The organism is Sphingomonas sp., assembly GCF_041661825.1.
Lineage (GTDB): Bacteria > Pseudomonadota > Alphaproteobacteria > Sphingomonadales > Sphingomonadaceae > Sphingomonas.
Map to the genome: position 1 here is coordinate 797,646 of NZ_JBAZTU010000003.1, position 26,271 is coordinate 823,916.

The 26,271-nt window shown below is 62.7% G+C and carries 33 protein-coding genes and 1 pseudogene; 16 read left to right on the plus strand and 18 right to left on the minus strand.

Annotated elements, in window-relative coordinates:
* Nucleotides 1-22: 22 nt before the first annotated feature.
* The 7 genes from WC729_RS16580 to soxR form a co-directional block, all read right to left on the minus strand.
* Nucleotides 23-847, minus strand: coding sequence for a hypothetical protein (locus tag WC729_RS16580; protein ID WP_372854716.1), 825 nt, complete (start codon nt 845-847; stop codon nt 23-25).
* Between the two features lie 23 nt (nt 848-870).
* Nucleotides 871-2,445: an AAA family ATPase gene (locus tag WC729_RS16585; RefSeq protein ID WP_372854718.1), complete on the minus strand. Its 1,575-nt coding sequence runs from the start codon at nt 2,443-2,445 to the stop codon at nt 871-873.
* A 1-nt stretch (nt 2,446) separates the two neighbouring features.
* Nucleotides 2,447-4,057: a restriction endonuclease subunit S gene (locus WC729_RS16590; protein ID WP_372854720.1), complete on the minus strand. Its 1,611-nt coding sequence runs from the start codon at nt 4,055-4,057 to the stop codon at nt 2,447-2,449.
* Nucleotides 4,054-4,977, minus strand: coding sequence for a GIY-YIG nuclease family protein (locus tag WC729_RS16595; protein WP_372854722.1), 924 nt, complete (start codon nt 4,975-4,977; stop codon nt 4,054-4,056). The genes WC729_RS16590 and WC729_RS16595 overlap by 4 nt, the downstream gene beginning before the upstream one ends.
* Nucleotides 4,974-5,762, minus strand: a complete 789-nt coding sequence (locus WC729_RS16600; protein WP_372854724.1) for a hypothetical protein — start codon at nt 5,760-5,762, stop codon at nt 4,974-4,976. The genes WC729_RS16595 and WC729_RS16600 overlap by 4 nt, the downstream gene beginning before the upstream one ends.
* The gene (locus WC729_RS16605; RefSeq protein ID WP_372854726.1) at nt 5,759-7,228 is read right to left on the minus strand and encodes a class I SAM-dependent DNA methyltransferase; all 1,470 of its coding nucleotides are present in this window, start codon (nt 7,226-7,228) and stop codon (nt 5,759-5,761) included. Before WC729_RS16605 ends, WC729_RS16600 begins: the two co-directional genes overlap by 4 nt.
* Nucleotides 7,229-7,529: 301 nt before the next feature.
* On the minus strand, nt 7,530-7,994 hold the full coding sequence (gene soxR, locus WC729_RS16610) for a redox-sensitive transcriptional activator SoxR (RefSeq protein WP_372854728.1): 465 nt from the start codon (nt 7,992-7,994) through the stop codon (nt 7,530-7,532).
* A gap of 86 nt (nt 7,995-8,080) precedes the next feature.
* On the opposite strand from soxR, the gene WC729_RS16615 reads away from it, so the two are divergent.
* Nucleotides 8,081-8,461: a VOC family protein gene (locus WC729_RS16615; RefSeq protein WP_372854730.1), complete on the plus strand. Its 381-nt coding sequence runs from the start codon at nt 8,081-8,083 to the stop codon at nt 8,459-8,461.
* On the opposite strand, the gene WC729_RS16620 is transcribed toward WC729_RS16615, so the two are convergent.
* The gene (locus WC729_RS16620) at nt 8,462-9,058 is read right to left on the minus strand and encodes an ABATE domain-containing protein (protein WP_372854732.1); all 597 of its coding nucleotides are present in this window, start codon (nt 9,056-9,058) and stop codon (nt 8,462-8,464) included.
* Nucleotides 9,059-9,143: 85 nt separating this feature from the next.
* Between WC729_RS16620 and WC729_RS16625 the strand changes: the two genes are divergently transcribed.
* Entirely contained in the window at nt 9,144-9,653 is a 510-nt protein-coding gene (locus WC729_RS16625) for a lipocalin-like domain-containing protein (protein WP_372854734.1), read from the plus strand.
* A gap of 14 nt (nt 9,654-9,667) precedes the next feature.
* The gene (locus tag WC729_RS16630) at nt 9,668-9,886 is read left to right on the plus strand and encodes a hypothetical protein (RefSeq protein WP_372854736.1); all 219 of its coding nucleotides are present in this window, start codon (nt 9,668-9,670) and stop codon (nt 9,884-9,886) included.
* Between the two features lie 366 nt (nt 9,887-10,252).
* On the opposite strand, the gene rplS is transcribed toward WC729_RS16630, so the two are convergent.
* Genes rplS through WC729_RS16650 form a run of 4 tightly spaced genes read right to left on the minus strand, consistent with a single transcriptional unit; the run spans nt 10,253 to nt 12,021 of the window.
* On the minus strand, nt 10,253-10,642 hold the full coding sequence (gene rplS, locus WC729_RS16635; RefSeq protein ID WP_372854738.1) for a 50S ribosomal protein L19: 390 nt from the start codon (nt 10,640-10,642) through the stop codon (nt 10,253-10,255).
* Nucleotide 10,643: 1 nt separating this feature from the next.
* Nucleotides 10,644-11,375, minus strand: a complete 732-nt coding sequence (gene trmD / locus WC729_RS16640; RefSeq protein WP_372854740.1) for a tRNA (guanosine(37)-N1)-methyltransferase TrmD — start codon at nt 11,373-11,375, stop codon at nt 10,644-10,646.
* Nucleotides 11,372-11,749: a type II toxin-antitoxin system VapC family toxin gene (locus WC729_RS16645; RefSeq protein ID WP_372854742.1), complete on the minus strand. Its 378-nt coding sequence runs from the start codon at nt 11,747-11,749 to the stop codon at nt 11,372-11,374. Before WC729_RS16645 ends, trmD begins: the two co-directional genes overlap by 4 nt.
* Complete coding sequence (locus tag WC729_RS16650; protein ID WP_372854744.1) at nt 11,746-12,021, minus strand: AbrB/MazE/SpoVT family DNA-binding domain-containing protein; 276 nt, start codon at nt 12,019-12,021, stop codon at nt 11,746-11,748. Before WC729_RS16650 ends, WC729_RS16645 begins: the two co-directional genes overlap by 4 nt.
* Nucleotides 12,022-12,123: 102 nt before the next feature.
* Between WC729_RS16650 and WC729_RS16655 the strand changes: the two genes are divergently transcribed.
* Nucleotides 12,124-13,035 carry an NAD(P)/FAD-dependent oxidoreductase gene (locus WC729_RS16655; RefSeq protein WP_372854746.1) on the plus strand — a complete coding sequence of 304 codons (912 nt, stop codon included), beginning with the start codon at nt 12,124-12,126 and terminating at the stop codon, nt 13,033-13,035.
* Here the strand turns inward: WC729_RS16655 and rimM are convergent.
* From rimM to ffh, 3 genes and pseudogenes are all read right to left on the minus strand, one after another.
* Nucleotides 13,025-13,504 (minus strand): ribosome maturation factor RimM, encoded by a 480-nt coding sequence (rimM, locus tag WC729_RS16660; RefSeq protein WP_372854748.1) that lies wholly within the window; start codon nt 13,502-13,504, stop codon nt 13,025-13,027. The two genes, WC729_RS16655 and rimM, sit on opposite strands and share 11 nt — an antisense overlap.
* Nucleotides 13,505-13,770: 266 nt before the next feature.
* A pseudogene (gene rpsP / locus WC729_RS16665) lies at nt 13,771-14,211 on the minus strand (30S ribosomal protein S16); the annotation flags it as partial.
* A gap of 27 nt (nt 14,212-14,238) precedes the next feature.
* On the minus strand, nt 14,239-15,741 hold the full coding sequence (ffh, locus tag WC729_RS16670) for a signal recognition particle protein (protein ID WP_372854750.1): 1,503 nt from the start codon (nt 15,739-15,741) through the stop codon (nt 14,239-14,241).
* Between the two features lie 258 nt (nt 15,742-15,999).
* On the opposite strand from ffh, the gene WC729_RS16675 reads away from it, so the two are divergent.
* Nucleotides 16,000-17,631 carry a putative bifunctional diguanylate cyclase/phosphodiesterase gene (locus tag WC729_RS16675; RefSeq protein ID WP_372854751.1) on the plus strand — a complete coding sequence of 544 codons (1,632 nt, stop codon included), beginning with the start codon at nt 16,000-16,002 and terminating at the stop codon, nt 17,629-17,631.
* Here WC729_RS16675 and WC729_RS16680 read toward each other — a convergent pair.
* A complete protein-coding gene (locus WC729_RS16680) occupies nt 17,606-18,187 on the minus strand; it encodes a DUF924 family protein (RefSeq protein ID WP_372854752.1) in 582 nt (193 codons plus the stop codon). The genes WC729_RS16675 and WC729_RS16680 overlap by 26 nt on opposite strands.
* 23 nt (nt 18,188-18,210) lie before the next feature.
* On the opposite strand from WC729_RS16680, the gene mtaB reads away from it, so the two are divergent.
* Genes mtaB through WC729_RS16695 form a run of 3 tightly spaced genes read left to right on the plus strand, consistent with a single transcriptional unit; the run spans nt 18,211 to nt 20,988 of the window.
* Nucleotides 18,211-19,443, plus strand: a complete 1,233-nt coding sequence (gene mtaB, locus WC729_RS16685) for a tRNA (N(6)-L-threonylcarbamoyladenosine(37)-C(2))-methylthiotransferase MtaB (protein ID WP_372854754.1) — start codon at nt 18,211-18,213, stop codon at nt 19,441-19,443.
* On the plus strand, nt 19,440-20,381 hold the full coding sequence (gene ftsY, locus WC729_RS16690) for a signal recognition particle-docking protein FtsY (protein WP_372854756.1): 942 nt from the start codon (nt 19,440-19,442) through the stop codon (nt 20,379-20,381). The genes mtaB and ftsY overlap by 4 nt, the downstream gene beginning before the upstream one ends.
* The gene (locus WC729_RS16695) at nt 20,371-20,988 is read left to right on the plus strand and encodes a septation protein A (RefSeq protein WP_372854758.1); all 618 of its coding nucleotides are present in this window, start codon (nt 20,371-20,373) and stop codon (nt 20,986-20,988) included. The genes ftsY and WC729_RS16695 overlap by 11 nt, the downstream gene beginning before the upstream one ends.
* Before the next feature lie 40 nt (nt 20,989-21,028).
* Here WC729_RS16695 and WC729_RS16700 read toward each other — a convergent pair whose 3' ends face one another.
* Complete coding sequence (locus WC729_RS16700; RefSeq protein ID WP_372854760.1) at nt 21,029-21,637, minus strand: superoxide dismutase; 609 nt, start codon at nt 21,635-21,637, stop codon at nt 21,029-21,031.
* Between the two features lie 173 nt (nt 21,638-21,810).
* On the opposite strand from WC729_RS16700, the gene WC729_RS16705 reads away from it, so the two are divergent.
* Nucleotides 21,811-22,371, plus strand: coding sequence for a urate hydroxylase PuuD (locus WC729_RS16705; protein ID WP_372854762.1), 561 nt, complete (start codon nt 21,811-21,813; stop codon nt 22,369-22,371).
* Nucleotides 22,372-22,374: 3 nt separating this feature from the next.
* On the opposite strand, the gene pspF is transcribed toward WC729_RS16705, so the two are convergent.
* The gene (pspF, locus tag WC729_RS16710; protein WP_372854764.1) at nt 22,375-23,415 is read right to left on the minus strand and encodes a phage shock protein operon transcriptional activator; all 1,041 of its coding nucleotides are present in this window, start codon (nt 23,413-23,415) and stop codon (nt 22,375-22,377) included.
* A gap of 175 nt (nt 23,416-23,590) precedes the next feature.
* On the opposite strand from pspF, the gene WC729_RS16715 reads away from it, so the two are divergent.
* The 7 genes from WC729_RS16715 (at nt 23,591) to WC729_RS16745 (ending at nt 26,103) form a co-directional block, all read left to right on the plus strand.
* The gene (locus WC729_RS16715) at nt 23,591-23,737 is read left to right on the plus strand and encodes a hypothetical protein (protein WP_372854766.1); all 147 of its coding nucleotides are present in this window, start codon (nt 23,591-23,593) and stop codon (nt 23,735-23,737) included.
* A gap of 100 nt (nt 23,738-23,837) precedes the next feature.
* A complete protein-coding gene (pspA, locus tag WC729_RS16720) occupies nt 23,838-24,506 on the plus strand; it encodes a phage shock protein PspA (RefSeq protein ID WP_372854768.1) in 669 nt (222 codons plus the stop codon).
* A gap of 1 nt (nt 24,507) precedes the next feature.
* Nucleotides 24,508-24,777: an envelope stress response membrane protein PspB gene (gene pspB, locus WC729_RS16725; RefSeq protein ID WP_372854770.1), complete on the plus strand. Its 270-nt coding sequence runs from the start codon at nt 24,508-24,510 to the stop codon at nt 24,775-24,777.
* Between the two features lies 1 nt (nt 24,778).
* The gene (gene pspC, locus WC729_RS16730) at nt 24,779-25,159 is read left to right on the plus strand and encodes an envelope stress response membrane protein PspC (RefSeq protein WP_372854772.1); all 381 of its coding nucleotides are present in this window, start codon (nt 24,779-24,781) and stop codon (nt 25,157-25,159) included.
* A gap of 28 nt (nt 25,160-25,187) precedes the next feature.
* Nucleotides 25,188-25,478: a hypothetical protein gene (locus WC729_RS16735; RefSeq protein ID WP_372854774.1), complete on the plus strand. Its 291-nt coding sequence runs from the start codon at nt 25,188-25,190 to the stop codon at nt 25,476-25,478.
* A gap of 26 nt (nt 25,479-25,504) precedes the next feature.
* Nucleotides 25,505-25,816, plus strand: coding sequence for a hypothetical protein (locus tag WC729_RS16740; protein WP_372854776.1), 312 nt, complete (start codon nt 25,505-25,507; stop codon nt 25,814-25,816).
* 11 nt (nt 25,817-25,827) lie between these two features.
* Nucleotides 25,828-26,103, plus strand: a complete 276-nt coding sequence (locus tag WC729_RS16745) for a hypothetical protein (RefSeq protein ID WP_372854778.1) — start codon at nt 25,828-25,830, stop codon at nt 26,101-26,103.
* Nucleotides 26,104-26,271 lie beyond the last annotated feature (168 nt).

Here is a 26,271-nt window from a genome sequence, read left to right on the forward strand (position 1 = left end):
AGATTAGCAGTTCGACGGGCTGCTAGGCCGCTATCGCCAATTGATCCTCGGGCCCGGCGAGCAATTCGGGCAGGCCAAGTTCAATTAATCTCGCGCGCGCGGCCAGTGTGAATGGCCGATTGGGGAGCGTCCAACCGGTTATAGTCTTCCGATGCATCTCGATGAGGTTTGGATCACCGGCTCGCTCGGCCTCCATTGCATCCGCAATCAACAGAAGGAGCTTATCGACCTCATCTCCAAGGTCAATCATGACCTGACGTCTGGCCGCTAATATGTCAGGTAAGTCAAGACCATAGAACCGAACGCTCGCCTTCACACGCTCCTTCCCAGCTTGAGTGCATGTTTTGGACGGTATCATCCGTCCATCTGATCCAACGTCGATCAACGCTACATCAGCTTTCCGAGTCGGATCGAGCAGCAGTGGCTTTTCTTGTTTGGTACAGCGGTTGTCCCAGCACGCAATCGGACTATTCGGCACCAATGGGAACCAGCTCGACTTTCCAAACGTCTGGCCGGTTTCTTCGTCGGTGCTCAGCCGGTTGGATCTTTCGGCGGAATATCGGAAATTATCCCAGTCAAAAGCAAGCCAGGGATAGCCATCGTCCTTTTCGTTATCAGCCCGCTGGGCTTCCGATTTGGGTCGAAAATGATCCACATCATAGGGTGACTGCGGTCCCATCGCCTCGGAGTACCAGCACTTCCCATATGACATAGCGCGCAGGTGCCGCTTAAACGCCCTCCAGACGTGTGACTTCTTTTTGATAAATGCCACTCGCTGATCGATGGGCATCTGCTCCAAGGCGTTTTGCGCCCGCTCTGCAACCTTGACCAGCTTTTCGGGAATCATCGAAGGATCACGCTTTACGTAAATCAATGTGCCGCTCCCCGTTCTTCGGTGAGCGACTTAATCAGCGCCTGCATCGCGAGCCGTCGCTTTTCAATTTGTTCCTGCGTCAGTGGAGGACGGTCCGCATATTTTACGTCATGGACCGCTTTTAGGAAATCGTCATAGAGCGGATCACGGCTCTCGTGCATGAACCCGAGTCGGTCCAGCTTGTCGTTGAGTTCGATCAGCATCCGCTCCTGCTTTTCACTGCGCTCTTCAATACGAGCAAGACGATTGCGCTCGTCGATCTGTTTCTGCGTCTCCCGGTCTAGCGTCGTCGGTAGCCCGAAAATTTCCGTCAGCGTGGATGTAAATCCCATACCGCGCGGGTCAGCGTAGGGTGCAGAAATTTGGACCTTTCCGTTATGCAGAACCTGCATAACCCGGACTTCCTTCTTGGTCAGCGCCGCAATCGTCAGCGGATTGTGAGAGGTCATGATAATCTGGCATTTTTCCTGATCTGCGGCCAAGCCAGCCCATTGCTCGATCAGTTCGAGGTACTTCAGCTGCCATACAGGGTTAAGGTGTGTGTCGGGCTCGTCGAGCAAGAATAGCACCCGGTTTTTGCGCGACAGCCTGACCAAGCTCAGAACCATCAAAAACTGACGCTCCCCTTCGGATAGCGTGCCATAACTGACGGTGCCATCTTCAACGTTCGTTCGGGAAACCCACAACTGAACCCAGCGGTATAGGTCGGAAATGTCGATGCTTTCGAGTTCCTCGAACAGCTCCAGATCGTTCTGGAATTCTGCCGCGAAAGCCTCCAGCGCCTCCTGATTGCGAATGTAGATGGCGTACTGACTTTCAGGCTTGCCCTGGCTTCGGTAATCATTTCTGGCCGGTTCGGTTATCGCCATAGGGAAGAACGCATGCTTGCGAGCAAGGCGCGCGGCGCGCCCCGGACGTCCTTTCGCTCCCCAAAATCGCCCCGGCTCTTTCGCGGCAGCGCCCTTTGCAAACCACGGCTTGCGCAGTAGGAGCATGGCTGAATGGAAGCCGGTAATTCCAACGGTTTCGGCTAAAAGCTTTTTGGTTTTTTCGTCCGCGCCCACCATGAGCGCTATGACCGCCAAAACACCATGAATCGGACGGGCATAAAATAACCGCCGATTTGCGATCGAAACAGACTTAAACCGATCATCAAAATCGTCATTGATCAGATCGGAGTAATACCTTTGCTGATGGCCATCGAAAAGCGCCTCAAGACGGTTATTTTGTCCCGAATAGTATGCAAAGACTGTGTCGGGTAACAGCTCCGCGCGGCGATCGCGAAAATTCGTTCGGCCGATGATTTCTCCGTTAACCGTCATACTCCAGATATTGCTATCCGATGCGAGACGTACTTCAATGCCGCCGATGACATAATCCAGTTCGAAATCGAAGGGCGGCGCGGCGTATAGGTCCACGTTCCTGAAAATCATGACGATCGCCTCGATCAGGTAGGATTTTCCCGACCCGTTTTGCCCGATGATCACGGTCGATAGACTCTCCCGATCGAAAACGACCTCCACATCTTTCAGGTTCTTGTATTCGATGATTCGAAGGCGAAGAAGGCGCATCTCAAGCAGCCTTTACGAGACTGTTCTCATCCGACAGCCAACCTCGGTCATGCTCGAACGATAATTGCATGTAAAAATCAACTAGGCTCAATTCCGATTTGTCATAGAGCTCATTTGCGCTGACCACGCCACCCATCTCGCGCACCAATGATGCCAGATAGGATCTACCTTTAACCGAGGGGTCGAGGCGGTTCTTGCTCATTGACGTCGCTCCAAATGACTTGTTAGCCTCGATGCTTTCGTCACCGCCTGTGCTCCGGCCAAGTTTAACGCTAATGGTTTTATCGACCTTGGCCGGTTGCGCCGAGATCTTCTTCGGCGTGCCTTCGCGTTCCACCCGTATCCGCTCAAGCAAAATGCTGGCGGGTTCGTCGTTGGGGTCTTGGGGAACGAGTTCGCCACGACAGGCTTTGGCAAGAATCGCGGCATCGAATTTGGGAAGAAGGTGTACGGCTGCGGCGTGATCTGCAGCCATGCGGTCGAGCCAGTCAAAGGCGGACTCGATGCGGCGCACGACTTCCCCTTGTTCAGGCTTCGCGAAGGTCATTACCGGCAACGAGCGCAAAACCTGCCCATTAATCTTAGGCATATTCCCCGCTGTGCCGGTCGCATTGTCTTTGAAATAGTCTCGCGCGAGATCAGAATTGAGATAGCGCCAAAGGTAGGTTCGCAGCTCTGCATCTTGAACGCGAACCCTCATCATCAGGTCCGGATAAATGTAGGTGGTGTCCGGACCATCATAGATTGCGGTCGCCCCAACATATTCTAACGAATTCGCTCGCTGAATGAGCATATCGCCCGAGCGGAGCCAGAATTTGGAATTTTCTGGCGGGGTCGCATCGATCCGCTTCACTGCTGCGTCATCTAACCGAAGCCTTCCGCTCGTTGTGGCCGTGAGCTTAAGGGACAAGGCGCCAAGTGATTTTCCAGTGCTGCGCGGCGACCATCCGTTTGATGGCCCGTCATCAATCAGTTCTTCAAAGTTCCTGATCTTCGGCCCTGGAAGGGAATTTTGCGCTCGCCAACCTGCCGTCAGCTCCCCCGAGAAGGCCAGCGTTAGGAGGCGTCGTTTGTAGCGGGCGATGAGGGTGGGGATACGGGCTAGTTCTCTTTGGGCGCGATCCGTTCGCCCAGTCAGCCCGTCCACTTTCGCCAAAATCCGTCGCTGTTCCGGCATTGGCGGCAAGGCTACTGGGAATTCGGCAATTTCATTGAAGTTGACGCGTGGCCTGTCACCCTTGTCCAGCAGCGCCGCGAAATTAAGAAACTCCTGCGTCATAATTCTGCGCCGAACGAACTCCGCTTCGATGGCAGAGGTGGGCTGAAGCACAAGAATTTCTGCAGATGCGATCCCGTCGAAATCAGGGATGGTCACTTTGTTCAGATAGGGGCGCAAACGGCTATAAAGCACATCCCCTGCCGAAAACCGAGCAACCGAGCTTTTTACATCGGATCCTTTGCGAGTTTTGAGAATGCGCGAGGTATGCGGTTCGATATCTTCTAGGCCTATGAACGGCGCGTCCGGTGCCACTGCAGGATCAAGCTTTTTACCGCGTAGCTGGGTAATTTCGCCAAGGCTTGTATACGCCCAGCCTTTCGGCAGCTCGGTCACTCTCCCGCCCCTTGACTGACAATCCGCGCCTGCTTCACATCGCTATAGGTGCGCCGGTCACCCTTCACCTTCCATTCCATCAGGCCATTACTGTTTCGATCCAGCACGACCGCGGCGGCGGCGGAGGGACTAGAGAAGCTGTAGGGTTTAATGAAAACATACATGCCATTGTCGGCAGGCGCGAGGACGCCCTGCTTCACCAGATTACTTTTCAAACCGATGTAGCTTTGCTGGACATAGCCGGTGTCCTTCAGCGCCTGTGATCCTTCGAGTACGATGAACTCGCCATCCTCCTCTACCGCCTCCGCGCTGACGCCTGATTTGTGGCGAATTTCGAAGGTGATGTCGCCCGCCGTGCGCTGCGCTATAGGCGTGCTAGCCTGCGCCACGGCACGCGGTTGCGGCTTCAGCAAGTCCAGGCCGATCACAGGCAGGATGATCTTCAAGTTGGAAAGGAACGCCTCCATGTTCGCTTGGTCGGCTTCTGGCAGGCGTCGGCGCTGCCCGGCCGGACTGGTGCCATTATCCAGCGAGACGCGATTCGCTGCGGTGGCGAGTTCGATCAGCCGCGCCTCTAGATACTCGACGTGTCCTTTCGACAGATCGTCATCGCTGGTGGTGACGGCAATCGCGGTTTCCCAGAAATCGCGTTGTGCCGCGCTCTGCCTAATGCGCTCACGGACGCTGTTGGCCGACCCGATATAAGCGCGGGCGCCCCCCACGGCCACCGCGTCGGGGCCAGAAAGGATGTAGATACCGGTCCGGTCCAGTTCAGGCCGCGCTGTGAGCGCAGCAAAGGTGGGGCCGGTGGCAACGAAGATCAGGCCGGTCCAACCATGGATCGTCGCCTTGCGCAGGCCGGTGGGCGTGCCATCGACGAGGAAAAGCTGAATGGTGCGGCCGAAGATTTCGGGGATCATGTCTTCGGTTCCCGGCGGATCAGGAACGGCTTCTTCCGCTTGGCGAGGTCTTCGACTTCGAGAAGCCGGTCTGCATCGATCCAGTCCGACCCTTCAATTGTTGGAAGCTGGCCTGTGAAAGGAACGCCCTTAGCGCCTGCGAATTTCGTTCTGCGCATAAACAGGACGGCAGAGGCCAGCGATGCGGACAACAAAATGGCGATTGTCTGAAACCCGGAGGTCAATGCGAACTTCGGAAGAAAGCCAAACCAGTTTCCATCAACAGCGAACACCGCCGATCCGACAATCGCAAGCCAAAACAGAAAAAAGCAGAAGGCTAACCGATCATTCACGCCGGATACCGACCATGCAATCCCATCCTTACCGACATAAGCAGTCTTGTGTAGACGACCCTCAAACTCGTCTTCGAGCATATCGATATGATACTCCCAGTTCTCCTGCCAGAATTTAGAGCCTCGTGCGGAAAGCCACCCCGCCAACGCGGTGACGCTTCCAAGCGCCGCGAGCGCTAGGGGAATAAGAGCATTTGGCGAGGGCGATGAAACCTTCCACGTCAGGCCGATCGCAGTGAAAACCGCCGCCTGCAATATCCAGAAATAGCTGGCGCGCTTCCAGTAGAGTTCAATCTCGAACTTCCGAATTTCGTGCGCCCTAGTGAGGGCGGCTTTTCGTAGATCCGCCTTTTGATCGGTTTCCCCGACGTCGCCGGTTGCCTGATCCTCGGCGTAGAATTTCTCCGGTGTCAGACCTGTCGTCAGCCAATATGCGCGAACTGGGTCGTTCACGCCTCAACATCCTGAGTCTCGGCAAGCTCATCCGCAACCGCCTCAATCTCTTCAAGCGCGGCGCGTAGATGGCCCAGAATTGCAGCGGCGATGTCATCCGGCTCAGTCAGACCTTCCTCGACCTCTTCCTCGTCTTCGCGCAGCCAGCTGATATCGAGATTGTCGTTGCGTCTGGCGATTGCCTCGCGTGTGAAGACACGGAAGCGCCCCGCCTCGCCTTCGTCGATCCGCTTGGCCTTGCCCAGCGGATCATTGCCATAGGCCTTGATGAAGGGCGCGAAATCGTCGGCCGTGAGCGTCCGGGTTTTGCCGAAGTTTGGCATCTGTGTCCTGAGATCATAGAACCAAACCCGCTTGGTCGCTCCGATCCGCTTCTCTGATTTCTTTGTAAGGAACATGACGTTCGTCTTCACGCCCAGGGCGTAGAAGATGCCGGTGGGCAGGCGCAGGATGGTGTGAAGATCGCACAGGTCCATCAACCAGTTGCGGACATCGCGGCCCATATTGCCTTCGAACAGGATGTTGTCCGGAATGACAATTGCCGCCCGCCCGCCGATTCTCAGGCTCCGCACGACATGTTCGACAAAGGGCAGCGGCCCTTTGGCTGCCTCAGCGGTGATACCAAAATCGCCGCGCGTGACACGTTCGGGAAATTTATTGAACGGCGGATTGGTGAGGATTAGATCGGCCTTGTCGAACTTTTCGGCATCGGAGGTGAGCGCGTCGATGCAGTCGATCGGCTGATCGATACCGTGGAGTAGAAGATTCATCGTATTGAGTCGGTGTGTGCCGGTAATAAGCTCCGCGCCTTGAAGCGCGTTGTTTCGCTGGAAATGTGCCCTTTCGGGGCTCAATTTCAGCAGGTTATTAGTGTCGTGTAAAATCGCCCGATGTGCTGCAATCAGAAATCCGCCGGTCCCAGCCGCCGGATCCTGAATGATTTCGCCCACCTTGGGCCGAACCAGCTCAACTATAGTATCGATCAAAGGGCGCGGTGTAAAATACTGGCCGGCCTTCGATTTACGTTCCGACGTGGTGCGTTCTAGCAGACCCTCATAGAGATCGCCGAGGCCGTCCTCTTCGGCGGAGTACCAATCGACATCGTCAATGGTCTTAATTAGCGACGTAAGCGCCGTGGCTTTAGTAAGCGATGTCTTTGCATCAGTGAAGACGTATTTGACAAGCGGAAATTTGATTTTTTGGCTTGTGCCGAGATCATGCAGCAGCGCGCGATAGCGAATTAGCTGCGCTTCGCCGTCTAGCTTCTTCAGCGCGCCCCAGCGACAATTCGCAGGCAAGCGCTTTTCGAGCTTTTGTCCGTCACGCGACACCTCCTCAAGCATCTTCAGCAGAAGGAGATAGGTTAGTTCGGTGACATATTCATAATAGCTAACCCCACCACCTTGAAGGCTCTTGCTTGCATTCCACAGCCTTTGAACGGTCTCCCGCGCCCTTGGTCCGTTCACGATCCACCTCTTCCGCCGCGCTCATCCAGTTCGAGTCCTAGAGTTTTGTGTGATACCGTTCCCCTTGGGATCATGCCACAAGCTTTCTCAAATTGATCCTGCAGCATGGCCGCACTCGGTGAGGGGCGACGCTATGCACTAATCCTCCGACCTACCCTACTGGAAACCGAGCGACTGCCTTGCCCATGAACGAACAACCGGTTTCGGGATCGCACACAGCCCTGCCGAACGACTGGGATTGAGGCGCAACGCTGCCGAACGCTCCCTTACAGCCGGACCGTCCCTGCTCTGCTGACGCAAGTCAGACCTTCACCTGTTCCGGCGCCGCCAGCGTATAGCGCGGCCCCGCTCCGCCCAGGCCGGCCCGGTCGCCGGGATTGTACAGCGCACATTTCTTCAGTGAGAGGCAGCCGCAGCCGATACAATTATCAAGCACGGCGCGGGTCCGCTGCAGCACGGCGATCCTCTGGTCGAGCGAGTCCTTGAAGATACCGCTGATCCGCTCCCAGTCCGCCGCGCTCGGGGTGCGCCCCTGGGGCAGCTTGTCCAGCTCCGCCACGATCTGCTGGAGGGTGAAGCCGAGCTGCTGGGCGATCAGCGCGAAGGACAACCGGCGGATGTCGGATCGCAGGAAGCGCCGTTGCCCGCCATTGGTGCGCAGCGGCTGCACCAGCCCCTTCGCTTCGTAGAATCGGATCGCCGACACCGACAGCCCGGTGCGCGCCGCCAGCTCGCCGATCGGCAGCAACTCGTCTCCGCGCCCCATCCGAGTCTCCAAAAATAATGCTTGACCTCAACTGAGGTTGAGGTTGCATCAGGTGGCGCATGCCAGTCAACACAAGGACGACATTCATGCCCTCTCCCTTCATCGAGCACGTCAACCTCACGGTCCGCGAGCCAGAACGCTCGGCCAGGCTGCTGCTCGACCTGTTCGGCTGGAAGGTCCGCTGGATGGGCCCGGCGCGCGACGGCGGCCGCACCATCCATGCCGGCGACGATCGCTTCTACATCGCGCTCTACACTCCGCCCGCGGGGACGCCCGCCTGGGATGATTTCCCCAAAGGCGAGCCGCTCAACCATGTCGCGATCGTGGTCGACGACCTGGACGAGATCGAACGCCGCGTGGTCGCCGCCGGGCTCGAGCCCTTCGCGCATGGCGATTACGAGCCCGGCCGGCGCTTCTATTTCTTCGATTACGACCGGATCGAATACGAGATCGTCAGCTACGCGTAATCAGGAAGCCTCACGCTTCCTGCGCCTGAACTCCGCGACCTTGGCCTTGTTGCCGCACCCGGTCATCGAGCACCAGCGGCGATCGCCACCCCGCGAGGTATCGAGGAACAGCAGCGCGCAACTGTCGGATTCGCATTGCCGCAGGCGGCCGGCCGAATCTGCGCCGAACAGCTGGATCGCGTCGCGCGCGAGCGTGGCGAGGAACGCGCTCGGCGGCCCGTCGAGATGGAGGCGACCATCGTCTCCCAAATGCGGCACGGCCGACGGTGCCTGCGCGATCCGGTTCAACGTCGCGACCGCGTCGGGAAGCAGGGGTACGCCGGCGATCACCGCGGTGGAGAGCGAATAGATCGCCTCGCGAAGCGCGCGGGCGCTGGAAAGGTCGTTTGCGGTCGACGGCAGCCGGGAGGAGAGGTCAGCGGCCGCCAGCCATCGATCGAGATCGGCCGGGGTCTCGAGCAGCTCGCGCGGCGAGGGTTTCATCCGGGCCGCCAGCGTCGCGGCGAAATCGAGCGCCGCATGACCGCCACGGAAACGGAAGCTGTCGCGCAGTTCGGACATGGCCAATAACGGATCTCGCGTCTTCTGCCGGTTCATGAAACCCCATTGACAGGTTACCAACCTCGTCGCAACACATGTTCCGTAACCTGCTGAGTCGGTTACTCACTGAAAGGCGATGATCATGTCGACACCCATCACGATGCTGCTGGCGGGCGGACTCCTTCTGGCACCCACCTCCGCCGTTTCGCCTCCCGATCCCGCACCGCTGTCCCTGACCGGCACCTGGACGATGGAGTCCGCTTACGAAATCCTCGCCGACGGCAAACGCGTGACGGGCTATGGCGAGCATCCCCAGGGGCTGCTGACCGTCGATGCGTCCGGCCGCTACAGCCTGCAGATCTTTCGGGTCGACCGCCCCAAATTCGCCTCGGGCGACAAGACCAGCGGATCGCCCGACGAATATCGCCAGGCCGTATTGGGATCGAGCACCCATTTCGGCCGGGTGACGGTCGATCAGGCGCGGCACCAGCTCCTGTTCGAGATCGAGGCAGCGTCCTTCCCCAATTGGGAAGGCAGGAAGCAGGTCCGCGACTACACCTACGCGAACGACATATTGTCCTATGCCGTCCCGGCGAGCGCTTCGGGCAATGGCACCATCGCCTATTCGGTCTGGAAACGGGCGCGTCCGTGACGAAAGCCGCGGCCATGCACGATGATTTCCACGATGCCGCCTGGGCCGAGCATCACACCCGGCTCTCCATGGCGATCGCCGCGATCGTCACGCGCGTGCGTCGAGCGGTTGCGCGGTACGCAAAAGGGGCGCGGAAGCCATCGCCTCCGCGCCCCTCGGGATACGTACCCGGCCGGCGCTTCTATTTCTTCGATGACAACCGGATCGAATACGGGATCGTCAGCTCTGCTTGATTCAACCCGCGGGCGCGGCGTGGCAGCAGGCGCGGCCGGTACGCGGCATGCGCGCCGGCCCGCTCCTTCTCATCGTGATATCATTTCAGTAGCGCTTTTTCGCGTTATCAGCGGAAAACAGCGGGGATTTACCGCTGTTTTCGGCCGATTTTACCGCTGTTATGCATAACAGCGGTATCGCCCCGCAAGCCACTCTGAAGATTGGGAAAATCCGGCCCCGAAATCCAACATAACAGCGGAAAGAAAAAAAGCGGCGCAAATGCCCGCTCTCTGTTGGAAATCGGGGCCGATTCGACAACGAAAACGGGGCGCGGAGACCATCGTCTCCACGCCCCGTTCGAAAATTCGGCGAAAGCGCCTGACCGATTACTCGGCGGCGGTAACCTTGGCCGGACGCGTGTCGCGGCGCTCGGCGATACGCGCCGACTTGCCGGTGCGGCCACGCAGATAATAGAGCTTCGCGCGACGCACGGCGCCCTTGCGGACCACTTCGATCGACTCGATGTTCGGCGAATAAAGCGGGAAAACGCGCTCGACGCCCTCACCGAACGAAATCTTCCGCACGGTGAAGTTGGAGCCCATGCCCTTGTTCGAACGCGCGATGCACACGCCTTCATAGTTCTGAACGCGGGTGCGCTCGCCTTCCACGACCTTCACGCCGACCTTCAGCGTGTCGCCCGGGCGGAATTCCGGGATCTTCTTGTTCTCGAGAAACTTGGCAATGTTCTCGGCTTCGATCGTCTGGATGAGATTCATCTCATTCGTCCTTCGTCTGTCGCCGCGCACCAGAGGGCGACCTGACCCGAGCGCCCTCATGGCGCTCCCAAAGGTCCGGCCGCCTTAGCCGTGTATCGGTCTCGGCCATGAGCTTTCGCCATGCCTCGATCCTCGCATGATCCCCCGATCGCAGCACTTCGGGGATCGTGCGCCCTTCCCATTCAACAGGTCGGGTATATTGCGGGTATTCGAGCAGCCCCGTTTCGAAGCTCTCGTCCACACCGCTGGAAGCCGCGCCCATTACGCCGGGGAGCAGCCGAATGCAAGCGTCGAGCAGCACCAGCGCGCCCATCTCCCCACCGGAGAGGATATAGTCGCCGATCGAGACCTGTTCGACCTGCCGCCCCTCGAAGATCCGCTCGTCGAAACCCTCGAACCGGCCGCACAAAATGGTGACCCCGGGCCCTTGCGCCAGCGCCCGAACCCGCTCCTGGGTCAGCGGCACGCCCCGCGGCGTCATGGCCAGGATAGGCCGGTCATCGGCGACGCTGTCGATCGCCGCGGCCAGCACATCGGCGCGCAGCACCATCCCTGCCCCGCCCCCCGCCGGCGTATCGTCAACGGTGCGATGCTTGTCGGCCGCAAAGTCCCGGATATTGACCGCATCGAGCGACCATTTCCCCTCGCCGAGCGCCCGCCCGGCCAGCGACACGCCGAGCGGCCCGGGGAACATGTCCGGGTAGAGCGTCAGGACGGTGGCGGCGAAGGTCATAAGGTCCAGTTCTCGATCCTGAGGCCGGGGATATCGGCGAAATCGCGTTCGTTGTTGGTGACCAAGACTGCGCCGAGACTCAAACTATGCGCTGCCAATAACCGATCGAAACGGCCGCGCTTGAACGGCAACGACGCATAGGCCCGCGCCGCTGCCTGGTCGAAATCGAGGATCGGGATTTCGCCGACAAACGCCTCCAGTACATCGATCGGCGGCGCCTTGCCGTTGATCGAGCCGAGGGCGATCTCCGCGAACGTTATCGAGGAGATCGCGACCGTGCCCGGCTCGCGCTCCATCAGCCGCGCGCGCAATGCCGGATGAGAGCCGGTCAGTGCATAGACGCAGCAATCGGTATCGATCAGGGCAAGCGTCATTCAGGCTTGCTGTAATCGGGCCAGCCCGGCGCATCCCAGGCGCGCGGCGGGTCGTCGAAATCTTCGCGCGGCGGTACGACCAGCCATGGGGCCTTGCCCCAGAACTTGCTCACGTCGATCTTGCGCTTGGCATCGACCGGCTCGACGATGAACCGCCCCTTCTCCTCGCGCACGGTCATCTCGACCCCGGCTTCGATGCCGAGCGACTTGGGCAGCCTCAGGGCAACCGAGTTACCCGATTTGAAGGTACGCGACTTGCGCGGCGCGGTCATGTCGATCTCCGTATATACCGAATGTATATACATTTGAGCGCCCGCGGCGTCAATCGCCCACCCGCCGGGAACCATCCTCGCCGCCGACCTTTGAGGCTGGACATGGAGGACTGCATCATCATCGGGGCCGGCCCCGCCGGGCTGACCGCCGCGATCTACCTTGCCCGCTTCCATCTCTCGATCCGCCTGTTCGACTGCGGCTCCAGCCGCGCCGCGCTGATCCCGCGCACCCACAACCATGCGGGCTTCCCGGGCGGCATCCCGGGCAAGGAACTGCTCGCCCTGATGCTGGCCCAGGCCGAGAGCTTCGGCGCCCGGCGCGAGCTGGCCGAGGTCTCGGCGATCGTCCCGTCGGATGACGGGTTCGAGGTCCATGTCGGCCAGGGCGCCGCCATCTTCCGCGCCCGCACCGTGTTGCTCGCGACCGGCGTGCTCAACAACCGCCCCGACATGCCCGCCGAGGAGCATGACGCGGCGCTGGCGCGCGGGCTGCTGCGCTATTGCCCGATCTGCGACGGCTATGAGGTGACCGACAAGCGGGTCGGCGTGATCGGCACCGGCGAGCATGGCATGCGCGAGGCGCTGTTCCTGCGCGGCTTCACCGACGACGTCACCCTGATCGCGCCCGGCGCCGCGCACGATCTCGACGCGGCATGTCGTGCGACGCTGGAGGAGGCCGGGATCCTCCATGTCGACGGCCCGTGCACCCCGCTGCGAGTGGCCGGAGATGCGATCGTCGCGACGACTCCTGGCGGAGAGCTGCATTTCGACAGCATCTACCCAGCGCTCGGCTCGCGCATCCGCTCGGACCTCGCCGTGGCGGCCGGCGCGCGGGCATCGGAGGACGGGTGCCTGGAGGTCGACGACCATCAGCGCACGTCGGTCTCCGGCCTGTTCGCGGCGGGCGATGTGGTGAAGGGGCTGGATCAGATCAGCCATGCGATGGGCGAAGCGGGCGTCGCTGCGACGACGATCCGCAACCTGCTCGACGAGCGCCGCCCGATCAGGCGGTGACGAACTCGGCGGCGACGACCATCCGCTCGGCATCCCATTCGGGCACTGCCTCGGGGCGCATCGGCACCATGAAGCGCTTGCCGTCGGGCCGTTCGATCTCGATCACGTCCCCCGCCCCGAAATCGTCGATCGCGACCACCCGACCGAGGTCCTCGCCCGTCGTCGAGACGGCCGGCAGGTCGAGCAGGTCGGTATGATAATATTCGCCCTCGTCGAGCGGGGGCAGTGCCGATCTCGGCACCGTGAGTTCGGTGCCACGCAGCGCCTCGGCGGCGTTGCGGTCGTTGATCTCGGCAATGCGCGCGATCGCGCCATTGCTGCCCGGGCGCACCGACTTGAGCGTCAGCGTGCCGTCGTTGAAGCGTTGATAGCTTTTCAGGTCCTCGGTGAAGACCTTGAGACGGACCTCCCCCGTCACGCCGTGCGCGCCGATGATGACGGCGAGCGTGACGGGGGCGTCCTTAGGCATCAGCCCTCGGCCGGAGCCTGAGCCGACTTGCCCTCGGCGGTCTCGTCGGTGTCGCCGGCATCGCTGTCCGGGGTCGCCTCGTTTGCTTCGGCGGCGGGAGCCTCCTCGGCTGCTGCCTCGGGAGCGGCTTCCTCGGCTGCCGCTTCAGGAGCGGCCTCGGCTTCGACCGGCGGGGTCTGCTCGGCGACTGCCTCGGCAACCGCTTCGGCTTCCGGCGTGGGCTCTTCGGTCGCTGCTTCGACCTCGGCAGCGATCACGGCCTCGGCTTCCTCGTTGCTGTCCTGCGCAGGCGCTTCGGCAACGGGCTCGGGCTCGGCCACGGGCTCAGGCGCCGGGGCGGCTGCCGCTGCGGCCTTCGCCTCTTCGGCTTCGGCCACCTTGGTGGCACGCTCTTCAGCGCGCTCGGTGGCCTTCTCGCCGGGCTTGCCCTTGTTCGGGTTGTTGCGCGCCGGACGCTCGCGGACACCCGCGACGTCGAGGAAGCGGGCAACGCGGTCGGTCGGCTGCGCGCCGACGCTCAGCCAATGCTTCGCACGCTCGCCATCGAGCACGATGCGCTTGTCATCGTCCTTGGCGAGCAGCGGGTTGTAGGTGCCGAGCTTCTCGATGAAGCGGCCGTCACGGGGCGAACGGGCGTCCGCCACGACGATGCGGTAGTATGGACGCTTCTTGGAGCCGCCACGCGACAGACGAATGCTGAGTGCCATTACTTCTTCTTCCTTCTTTCGATTACGTTATTTCTTCTTGATCAAATTCTCGAAGCCGGGGGGCAGATTGGCCTGCCCACCGCCAAGCCCGGGAAGTCCGGGGCCGCCGACGGGGCCGTTGCCGCCCAGCATGTTGCCGAGCCCCGGGCCGCCAAGGGCATTGCCGAGGCCACCCATGCCGCCCCCAGGACCACCTCGGCCGAGCATCGCCGCCATGCCCTTCAACCCGCCCATCTTGCGGATCTTCTTCATGGCGGTGGCCATTTCCATGTGCATCTTCAGCAGCTTGTTCACGTCCTGCACGGTCGTGCCGCTGCCCTTGGCCACGCGGATCTTGCGCTTGGCGTTGATGATCTCCGGCTTGGCGCGCTCCTTCGGCGTCATCGAGGTGATCATCGCATCCATCCGGAGCAGGATCCGCTCGTCGACCGCGCCCGAGGCCATGGCCTGTTGCGCCTTCTTCATGCCGGGGATCATGCCGGCAAGCGCGCCGAGCCCGCCCATCCGGCGCATCTGCGCAAGCTGAGCGCGCAGGTCGTTCATGTCGAACTGGCCCTTGGCCAGCTTCGCCGCCATCTTCTCGGCGTCTTCCTGCTGGATCGCCTCGGCGGCACGCTCGACCAGGCCGACCACGTCGCCCATGCCGAGGATGCGGCCCGCGACCCGGCCCGGGTGGAACGCCTCGAGCGCATCGAGCTTCTCGCCCATGCCCGCGAACTTGATCGGCTTGCCCGTGACGGCACGCATCGACAGCGCGGCACCGCCGCGCGCATCGCCGTCCATGCGGGTCAGCACCACGCCGGTCAGCGGCACCTGCGCCGAGAAGCTGCTCGCGACGTTGACTGCGTCCTGGCCGGTCAGCGCATCGACGACGAGCAGGATCTCGGCCGGTCTGGCGACGTCGGCGACTGCCTTCATCTCGTCCATCAGCGCCTGGTCGACATGGAGTCGGCCGGCGGTGTCGAGCATCAGGACGTCATAGCCCTGCAGCTTGGCTGCCTGTAGTGCGCGGCGCGCGATATCGACCGGCTGCTGACCCGGCACGACCGGCAGGGTCGCAACCTCGGCCTGGGTGCCCAGCGTCGCCAGCTGCTCCTGCGCGTTCGGGCGATTGACGTCGAGCGACGCCATCAGCACCTTCTTGCGCTCACGCTTCGCCAGCCGCAGCGCGATCTTGGCGGTGGTCGTGGTCTTGCCCGAGCCCTGCAGGCCGACCATCATGATCACGGCTGGCGGCGTAACGCCCAGTTCGAGCTCCGACGCGTCCGAGCCGAGCATCTCGACCAACGCATCGTTGACGATCTTCACGACCTGCTGGCCCGGCGTGACCGAGCGCAGCACGTTCTGGCCGATGGCCTTCTCCGTCGCCCGATCGACGAAATCGCGCGCCACCGGCAGCGCAACGTCGGCCTCGAGCAGCGCGACGCGCACTTCGCGCATTGCCGCGCGCACGTCCGCCTCCGTCAGCGCACCGCGCCCACGTAGTCGATCGAACACACCGCCAAGACGGTCGCTCAGGCTCTCGAACATCAACAACCTTTCATTCCGGATCGACACCGACCCTGAGAAACGCAAAGAACGCCGGCGGACGAAACCTCGTCGGCCGGCGTAGCCCTATGGGCACCCCTTCACGAATCCCATGACGGAAACGATCGCGGGGGCCCTTAACGCACGGCGCACGATCGCGCAACCTCAGTGCTTCCTGCGTTTTGCATGCACGGGGCTTAACCCGATCTATACGGCTGTCATGGGATGAAGGCCCCATGGGGATCCGTGGGGCAAGTCGGCATGATGGGTGAAATCGGCGACGAATCGAAGGTCGAGCCGCCGAAGGCGCGGAGCGATATGCTCAGCGGGGCGATCACCGTCGCCTCGATCCTGCTATTCGTCGGCACCGGCAGCTCGGTCCTGTCCTCGACGCTCCAGCATTATTTCTCGGGCGGCGAAGGCACCGACCAGACGCTGGTCATCGCCCTGCTGCTCAACGTCGCGCTGATCCTGTTCGGCTGGCGCCGCCACCGCGAGCTCGCCCGTGAAGTCTCGATCCGCGCCGCCGCCGAGGAACGCGCGCATCAGCTTGCCGCCAAGGACCCGCTGACGGGTTTTCTCAATCGCCGCAGCCTCGGCGAGGAGGGCGCGGCGATGTTCGTCCGTGCACAGCGCCGCGGCAAGGCCATGGCGATGATGATGCTCGATCTCGATCACTTCAAGACGATCAACGACATGCACGGCCACGCGACCGGCGACGCACTGCTGCGCGAAGTCGCTGTGGAGATCGCCGCGGCGATGCCCTCGATCGCGCTCACCGCGCGCTTCGGCGGCGACGAGTTCGCCTGCGCCTTCCTGTTCGACCCCGCCCATCCCGATACCGTGGAGCGCATCGCCGAACGCCTCGTCTCGCGCCTCGCCCAGCCGTTCAAGGCGGAGGGGCTGCAACTCCATATCAGCGTGTCGCTCGGCATCGCCCGCTCGGACTTCGATTGCGCCAGCATCGACGCACTGATGCGCTCGGCCGATATCGCCATGTACGCGGCGAAGAATTCGGGCCGCAACCGCTTCGCCTGGTTCGACCTGTCGATGGAGCGCGAACTCCAGGCGCGCAACGAGCTCGAGGTCGGCCTGCGCGGCGCGATCCCGCGGCAGGAGATCGTCCCCTATTTCGAGCAACAGATCGATCTCACCACTGGCCGCCTCGGCGGGTTCGAGGTGCTGGCGCGCTGGGAGCATCCGCAGCGCGGCCTGATCGGGCCCGACGTCTTCATCCCGATCGCGGAAGAGACCGGCATGATCTCCGATCTCTCGCTGTCAATCATGCGCCAGGCCTTCATGGCGGCGAAGGACTGGGATCCGGCGCTGTCGATCTCGGTCAACATCTCGCCCTGGCAGCTCAAGGACGCCTGGCTTGCGCAGAAGATCATCAAGGTCCTGACCGAGACCGGTTTCCCGGCGACGCGGCTCGAGATCGAGATCACCGAAAGCTCGCTGTTCGACAATCTCGCGCTGGCCCAGTCGATCGTCGGCAGCCTCAAGAACCAGGGCATCCGCCTTGCGCTCGACGATTTCGGTACGGGCTATTCGTCGCTCGCCCATCTGCGTGCCCTGCCCTTCGACCGGATCAAGATCGACAAGAGCTTCATCATGTCGATCAACGACAATTCGGAAAGTGCTGCGATCGTCAACGCGATCACCCGGCTCGGCGATAGCCTGAACCTGCCGATCACCGCGGAAGGCATCGAGGATGCCTCGATCGAGGAGCGCCTGCGTACTTTGGGCTGCGCCAAGGGCCAGGGCTATCTCTATGGCCGGCCGATGAGCATCACCAACACGCGCCGCCTGCTCGCCGAGAAGCGCCTGCTGCTTCAGCCGGCCGCGGCGGACGTCAAGGAAGCGGCACCTACCAGCCAGCGCCTGGCCGGCTGAGATACACCTCCTCCTCGGGCGTAGATGGCCGCCCGAGCGCCGCGTTGCGCGACGGAAACCGGCCGAACCGCGCGATCACATCCGCATGGTCGAGCGCGTAGAACAGATTCTCCTCATTGCCGAGTTGTTCGAAGCAACCGACCGACAGGGTCTGCGCCTCGCGGCTCTCGGCGTGCATCAGCGGCATATAAACGAACGGCCGCTGTTCATCGGGGTCGAGGCGCTCGTCCCATCCCCGCTCGATCGCCTCGCGCGCCAGATCGAGCGCCAGCGCATCGCCCGCAAAGGCCTCGGCCTGGCCACGGTGGATGTTGCGGGAGAACTGGTCGAGCAGCACGATCGCCGCCAGCAATGTCTCCGGATCGACGCGCCAGCCGCGCGCGTCGTTTGCCAGCACATCGTCGCGCAACGCACTGAACCGCTCCGCTATCTCCCGGTCGAGCGCAGCATCCCTCGCGAAGCGCTTCTTGGCCGGCACCTCGTCGAACCAGAAGGACAGCACCGTACGGGCCTTTTCATGGACTTCGTCCGAACCCGCCCCTAGATCACCGCGCATGTACCACCGTTCCGGCCTCCCTGATGGCTGAGCCCGATATTATCAGCCTGGGCTGCCGCCTCAACATCGCAGAAAGCGAGACGATCCGCACGCTCGTGGGCGGGCGGGACATGGTCGTCGTCAACAGCTGCGCAGTGACCAACAGCGCCGTGCGCGAGACACGCAGCGCAATCCGCCGCGCGCGCCGCGACCGGCCGGGCGCGCAGATTGTGGTGACGGGGTGCGCCGCGCAGATCGATCCGAAAGGCTTCGCTGCCATGCCCGAGGTCGACCGGGTGATCGGCAATGCCGAAAAGCTGCTGCCCGAATCATGGACCGCTCCCGAGGCAATGCTGGTCGGCGACATCATGCAGGTGCGCGACACCGCGCCGCATCTCGCCGTTGCCTTTGCCTCGCATGCCCGCGCGTTCGTCGAGGTGCAGAATGGCTGCGACCATCGCTGCACCTTCTGCGCGATCCCATTTGGGCGCGGCAATAGCCGCTCGGTCCCGGCCGGCGGCGTGATCGAGCGAATCCGGACACTGGTCGATACCGGACACCGGGAGATAGTGCTGACCGGGGTCGACCTTACCAGCTACGGTCCCGACCTGCCCGGCACGCCCTCGCTCGGCCTGCTGGTCGAACGCATCCTCCATCACGTTCCGACGCTGGAGCGCTTGCGCCTGTCGTCGCTCGATTCGATCGAGATCGACGACCGGCTGTTCGAGCTCCTCACCAGCGAGCCGCGCATGATGCCGCACGTCCATCTCTCGCTCCAGGCGGGCGATGACATGATCCTGAGGCGCATGAAGCGCCGTCACAACCGCGCAGAAAGCGTCCGCGTGGTCGAGCGCCTCAAGACCGCTCGTCCCGATATCGCCATCGGCGCCGACCTGATCGCCGGTTTCCCGACCGAGACCGAAGCGATGTTCCGCAACAGCCTCGCCCTGATCGACGATTGCGACATCGTCCACCCGCATATCTTCCCCTATTCGCCGCGTGAGGGCACGCCCGCTGCACGGATGCCGCAGGTCGAGTCGGAAGTGCGCAAGCGCCGCGCCGCGATGCTGCGTGAGGCCGGCGCAGCACGGCGCGCGACCTGGCTGCAAAACCTCGTCGGTACCGTCCAGCCCATTTTGGTCGAGCGCCCCGGCGACCGCGGCCACGCCCCGGCCTTTGCAGAGGTCCGCTGGAACGCGGGCGTCGATATCGGCACTGTACAACCCATCCTCATCACCGGCGCCAGCGCCGCACTTCTCACCGGAACCCCTGCATGAGCACCACTCCAAGCTGGCACGACAAACTGCTCGGCGGCTTCAAGCGTACCTCCGATCGCCTGCTCGGTAATCTCGCCGGCCTCGGCACCGCGCGGCTCGACGAGGCGACGCTCGACGAGATCGAGGAAGCGCTGATCGCGTCCGATCTCGGCCCGGAAACGGCCGCACGCATCCGCGCCCGCCTTGCCGAGGGCAGTTTCGAGCGCGACATGGAGGAGCTCGGCATCCGCCTGGTCGTGGCCGAGGAAATCGAAAAGGTGCTGGCCAAGGTCGCCAAACCACTCGAGATCGCAGCCTTTCCGCGCCCCCAGGTGATCCTGGTCATCGGCGTCAACGGTTCCGGCAAGACCACCACCATCGCCAAGCTGGCGCATTACCTGACCGAGCAGGATTACGGCGTGATGCTCGCCGCCGGCGACACCTTCCGCGCCGCCGCGATCGGCCAGCTCGCGACCTGGGCGGGCCGGGTCGGCGTGCCGATCGTCTCGGGCAACGAAGGCGGCGACGCGGCCGGGATCGTCTATGAGGCAGTGAAGCAGGCGACCGCCACCGGGATCGATGCGCTGATCGTCGACACCGCCGGGCGCCTCCAGAACAAGCGCGAGCTCATGGACGAACTGTCCAAGATCCGCCGCGTGCTCGGCCGCATCAACCCGGAATCGCCGCACGACATCCTGCTCGTGCTCGACGCGACCACGGGCCAGAACGCGCTCAACCAGATCGAGGTGTTCAAGGAGTTCGCCGGCGTCACCGGCCTGATCATGACCAAGCTCGACGGCACCGCGCGCGGCGGCGTGCTGGTTGCGGCGGCGGAGAAATACGGCCTGCCGATCCACGCCATCGGCGTGGGCGAAGGCATGGGCGATCTTCGGCCGTTCGATGCAAACGAGGTTGCGCGGATCATCGCTGGTGTGGAAGGGGTCCGCAATGGCAAGTGAACCCAAGCGTCCCCCGGTCAGCCCCGGCCTCCGTCTCGCGATCGACATCGCGCCGCTCGCGGTGTTCTTCATCGTGAACTTCATCAGCAGCGGCCCGCAGATCGCGCGGCTGCTCGCGGCGACGGCGGCGTTCATGGTGGCGAGCGCGATCGCGATGGTCGTCTCGCGCTGGAAGACCGGCCGCATCTCGCCGATGCTGTGGATGACGGGAACGCTGGTGCTCGTGTTCGGCGGCGCGACGCTCTATTTCCACAACGAGACGTTCATCAAGATCAAGCCGACCTTCGTCTATGCGAGCTTCGCGGCAATCCTGGCGTTCGGCCTCGCGACCGGCCGGCCGCTGCTCCAGCTGCTGCTCGAGGCGGCCTATCCCGGCCTCACCGAACAGGGCTGGCGCAAGCTGACGATCAACTGGACGATCTTCTTCGTCTTCATGGCGGTGCTGAACGAGGCGGTCTGGCGCAACACCACGACCGATTTCTGGGTGGCGTTCAAGCTATGGGGGGCGATTCCGCTGACCCTGGTCTTCGCCATCGCCAATGTGCCGATGCTGATGAAGCATGGGCTCAATACCGGGCAGGAACCGCCGGTTCCGCCCGAGGGGTAACTAAAAAGCCCCTCTCCGTCAGGGGAGGGGCTTTAGACGGTCAGCCTACGACGCTGTCGTAGATGCGGCCAGCTTCATCCCAGTTCACCACGTCCCACCACGCCTTGAGATAGCCGGGGCGGTCGTTGCGATAGGTCAGGTAATAAGCGTGCTCCCACACGTCGTTACCTAGGATCGGCGTGCCCTTCACCGCGACATCGTCCATCAGCGGATTGTCCTGGTTCGGCGTGCTGGTGATCGACAGCTTGCCGTCGGCATCGGCGATCACCCAGGCCCAGCCCGAGCCGAACTGGCCCGCGCCCTTGGTGTTGAAATCTTCCTTGAGCTTGTCGAGCCCGCCATAGGCAGTGATCGCCTCGGCCAGCTTGCCCGATGGCGTGCCGCCGCCCGGCGTCATGATCTTCCAGAAGAAGTCGTGGTTCCAATAGCCACCGCCATTGTTGCGGACCAGCGGCGGCTGAGTCGAGATCACACCGAGGATCTCCTCGATCGTCTTGCCGGCCAGCGACGGGTCCTTCTCGACGCCCTCGTTGAGCTTGTCGGTATAGGCCTTGTGGTGCTTGTCGTGATGGAACTTCATCGTCTCTTCGTTGATGGTCGGCTCCAGCGCGTCGTACGCATAGGGCAGCGGGGGCAGTTCGAAGGCCATTTGAAGCTCCATAATCTGGTGTTGCGACGGCTAAACGAGCTTGTGCGCTCCTTGTTCACCGCGCGACGCGATTATCATCGTCGTTACGTGTGACAAACGATATCGCACGGCCTAGCATCGGCTCCGGGCAAGATGGGGTGCCTGAGCACCCCTAAAATGGGAGGGAAACCCTGATGGACAAGATACTCACGGATCTGCGGATCACGATTGCAGTCGGCGTGCTGCTCGCGGTCGGATTGATGTTCGCACCCTATTATGCGCCGCCCTCCGCGGCGCTCGGCGCGTTCCAGTGGCTGCACGTGTTCTTCGGGATCACCTGGATCGGCCTGCTCTATTATTTCAACTTCGTGCAGATCCCGACCATGCCCTCGATCCCGGCCGAGCTGAAACCCGGCGTCTCGAAATATATCGCGCCCAAGGCGCTCTTCTATTTCCGCTGGGCGGCTGCCTTCACCGTGCTGACCGGCCTGATCCTCGCGTATCTCTACCATGAGCTGCACGAAGCGCTGACCCTGCAGGAACCGGCCAGGCTGATCGGCATCGGCATGTATCTGGCGCTGATCATGGCGTTCAACGTGTGGTTCATCATCTGGCCGAACCAGAAGCGCGCGCTCGGCCTGGTCCCGGCGGACGACGCGTCCAAGGCGAAGTCGGCCCGCGTCGCGATGCTGGCGTCGCGCACCAACACCCTCCTGTCGATCCCGATGCTGCTGGCGATGACCGCAGCCCGATAGGACTTACCCCGCTGCGATCAGCCCGTGGCGCTTCAGGGCGTGGCGGAGCTGATCGTAGCTCAATCCCAAGGCTTCAGCGGTCGCCCGCTGGTTGAACCGGTGCTCGCCGAGCGCCTTGGTGAGGAGGTCGCGCTCGAACCGGGCGATGCGCGTCTTGAAATCGGCCGGCCCCTCGACCGCGTCTTCCGCGACCGGCGTTGCGGTCGGCGCCGCATCCGTCATGGCAACGGGCGTCGGCACGCTGACCGGCGGCGCGCCCGCTGAACTCGGCCGATACGGGGAATGGAACGGATCGAACTCGATCGTATCGATCGGTCCATATTGCTCCCAGCGATAGACCGCGCGCTCCACCACATTGCGCAGCTCGCGCACGTTGCCCGGCCATTGATAGTCGACCAGGGCCGCGATCGCATCGGGGCTGAAACCTTCCCAGTCGTCACGCCCCATCTCGGAGGCCATGCGCCGTCCGAAATGCTCGGCCAGCACCAGCACGTCGCCCGGACGGGCACGCAGCGGCGGCAGCGTCACCACCTCGAACGACAGCCGGTCGAGCAGATCGGCGCGGAACTGGTGCCGCGCGACCTTGTCGGGCAGATTCTCGTTGGTTGCCGCCACGATACGCACATCAACCTGCAACGGCCGCGACGATCCGATCCGGGTGATCTCGCCATATTCGACTGCGCGCAGCAGCCGTTCCTGGGCGCCCATCGACAGGGTCCCCAGCTCGTCGAGGAACAGCGTGCCGCCATGCGCCTCCTCGAAGCGCCCGACCCGCGACTTGGTCGCGCCGGTGAACGCGCCTGCCTCGTGCCCGAACAGTTCGGCCTCGATCAGCGTCTCGGGCAAGGCCGCGCAGTTCATCACGACCAGCGGCTGGTCCCAGCGCGGACTCAGGCGGTGGAGACGCTCGGCGACCAGCTCCTTGCCGGTGCCGCGCTCGCCGATCACCAGCACGGGACGATCGAGCGCGGCAGCGCGGCTGGCGCGCTCCAGCGTCTCGAGGAAGACGTTCGACTGGCCGATGACCTGGGTAGTGCGATCCATGCCCAAGCCTTGGCGTAAATTCCCAAGGCTTGGCAAGATATTTTGGATCAGTTCATGTGCGGTTCAGCTGAAAATGGCGGAAAACCGCGTTTTTCGAAACTGGCACGCTCCCTGCAGTACTTCTGGCATCAGCCCCACGGGGCACCACGAACAACCAGTCACAGGGACGAAAACAATGAACAGCAACTACAAAGCCGGCGACATCCGCCACACCGTCGCAGCCATCGCTTGTGCGGTCGTGCTCGGCTCCACCTTCCTGCTCGGCGCCGTCGCGCCGGCCCAGGCTGCTCCCGCAGCCATCTACACCCAGACCGCCGCCTGATCCCAGGCGGCGCTGCCGGGGCGGCCACCCCTTGCACCGCCCCGGCACCCCTTCAACCCTTCACCCAGTATCCAGCGTACCTAATAGGAGAGTTTTCGAGATGGGCATTTTCTCCCGAACCCGCGACATCATCGCCGCCAACTTCACCGATCTGCTCGACAAGGCGGAAGACCCCGCGAAGATGATCCGCATGATCATCCTCGAGATGGAGGAAACCCTGGTCGAGGTCCGCGCCTCTGCCGCGCGCACCATCGCCGACCAGAAGGAGATGCGCCGCCATATCTCGAAGCTCGAGACGCTGCAGGAAAGCTGGACCGAAAAGGCTGAGCTGGCGCTGTCGAAGGGCCGCGAGGACCTGGCCAAGGCCGCTCTGGTCGAGAAGCAGAAGGCAGCCGATATGGCAGTCCAGCTGACCGGCGAGATCGGCGTGCTCGACGAGGCGCTCCGCGCTTCGGAAGAGGACATCAACAAGCTGCAGACCAAGCTTCGCGAGGCCCGCACCCGCCAGAACTCGATCGTTACCCGGCTCGAGACCGCGCACAACCGCTACAAGCTGCGCGAGATGTACGCCGGCCCGAAGATGCAGGACGCGTTCTCGCGCTTCGAGATCATGGAGCGCCGCGTCGACATGGCCGAGGGCCGCGCCGAAGTCGCCGGCATGGGCGTCCCGAAGAGCCTCGAAGAGGAGATCGCGGAGCTGAAGGCAAGCGAGAAGGTCGAGGCGGAACTCGCCGCGATGAAGGCTCGCGCCGCCGGCAAGGACGCCTGAAATGGAAGATGTCCTTATCCCAGCCATCGTCTGCGGCATCCTGTTCATCGGAATGCCCTGGGTGATCCTGCACTACGTCACCAAGTGGAAGCAGGCGCCGAAGATCACGACCGAGGACGAGAACCTGCTGGACGAGCTCCACTATCTCGCCCGCCGGCTGGAAGACCGCCTGAACACGGTCGAGCGGATCGTCGCTGCCGACCATCCCGACTGGAGGCCCGGCATGCCGTCCGTCCAGTCCACCGACACCGACCTTTCGAGGAGCAACTGAGATGTCCGCAAGCCGCACCAAATTCTACCTCGACAAGCAGAACCGCAAATGGCTGGGCGTCTGCTCCGGGATTGCAGACTATACCGGTGTCGATGTTACCTGGGTCCGTGTCGGTGCCGTCCTGCTCACCATCGCCGGCGGCTTCCCCTGGACGCTGCTCGCTTACTGGCTGGTTGCCTGGATGGCGGAGAGCAAGCCCTACGGCCTGTACGACAGCCCCGAGGATGCGAAATTCTGGCAGGGTGTCCGGTCGAACCCGAAGCGCTCGACCGCCGAGGTCCGCTCCAAGTTCCGCGACATCGACCGCCGGCTCGCCGACATCGAGATGATGTACACCAGCCGCAACAGCCGCCTCGCCGATGAGATCGACAGCCTGCGCTGAAACGCTCGGTCGAACAGGGAGAACTAAGATGACTTGGGGTGGACCAGGCTTTGTGATCGCGATCATCGCAATCTCCTACGCCGGCTGGATCATCAACAACTGGGTCCGCGCCCGCCACGGCTATCCTCTCGAGGATGAGTGGTCAGGCAAGACCGCGAAGGGAGACCCCGACGCGGAGCGCAAGATCCAGCTGCTCACGACGGAGAACGAGCGCCAGGCCGGGCAGATCAGCCGGCTGGAGGAACGGATCGCAGTGCTGGAACGCATCGCAACCGATCCCGCCGAGCGCACTGCCCGCCAAATCGACGAGCTGCGCTGAAACGCCCAGGCTCAGGAGTTAGAACGATGCACAACGGTCAAATTTTCGTCCTCGCGATCATCGCCCTCGCCATGCTTGGCGGTGTCGCGAAGATGTGGATCCGGGCCCAGCACGGCCTGCCGATCGAAAGCCGCCGGAGCCGCCGGTACCGCGATCGCTACGCTGACGACGCCGGCCCCGATGCCGAACGCAAGATCCACCTGCTCTCGTCCGAAAACGAGCGGTTGGTGGGCCAGGTTTCCCGCCTCGAGGAGCGGATCGCCGTCCTCGAACGCATCGCCACCGATCCCGCCGAGCGCACCGCTCGCGAGATCGAGGCGCTCCGCACTCGCGACTAAGGACAGACATGATGGGACCCAATATCGTTTTCCTGATCCCTGCCCTCGGCATCCTGGTCGGATTGGTGGCGGTGATCGGCGGCGTGATCGTCAAGCCGTGGCTCGCCCACCGCGAGAAGCAGATGGAACTGGAAGCCAAGATGATTGCCGAGAAGGCCGCGCAATACGCGTCCCAGACCAGCGGCCTCGAACAACGGGTGCGCGTGCTGGAACGGATCGTCACCGATCGTGGCATCGATGTTGCAGACGAGATCGAGAAGCTCCGCGATCAGCCCCCGCTCAACTGAATTTCGAATAGAAGGATCTCACGATGATTATCTTCCTGGCCGTGATGGCCGCCATTGCCGGAATCGCCGTCTACCTCTGCGAGCGAGTCGACGCCCCCCGTCGCCGCCTCGAGCGCGAAGCCGGCAAGGCACTCTGAAGCAACCGATTTTCGAATTCAGGGAGTTGAA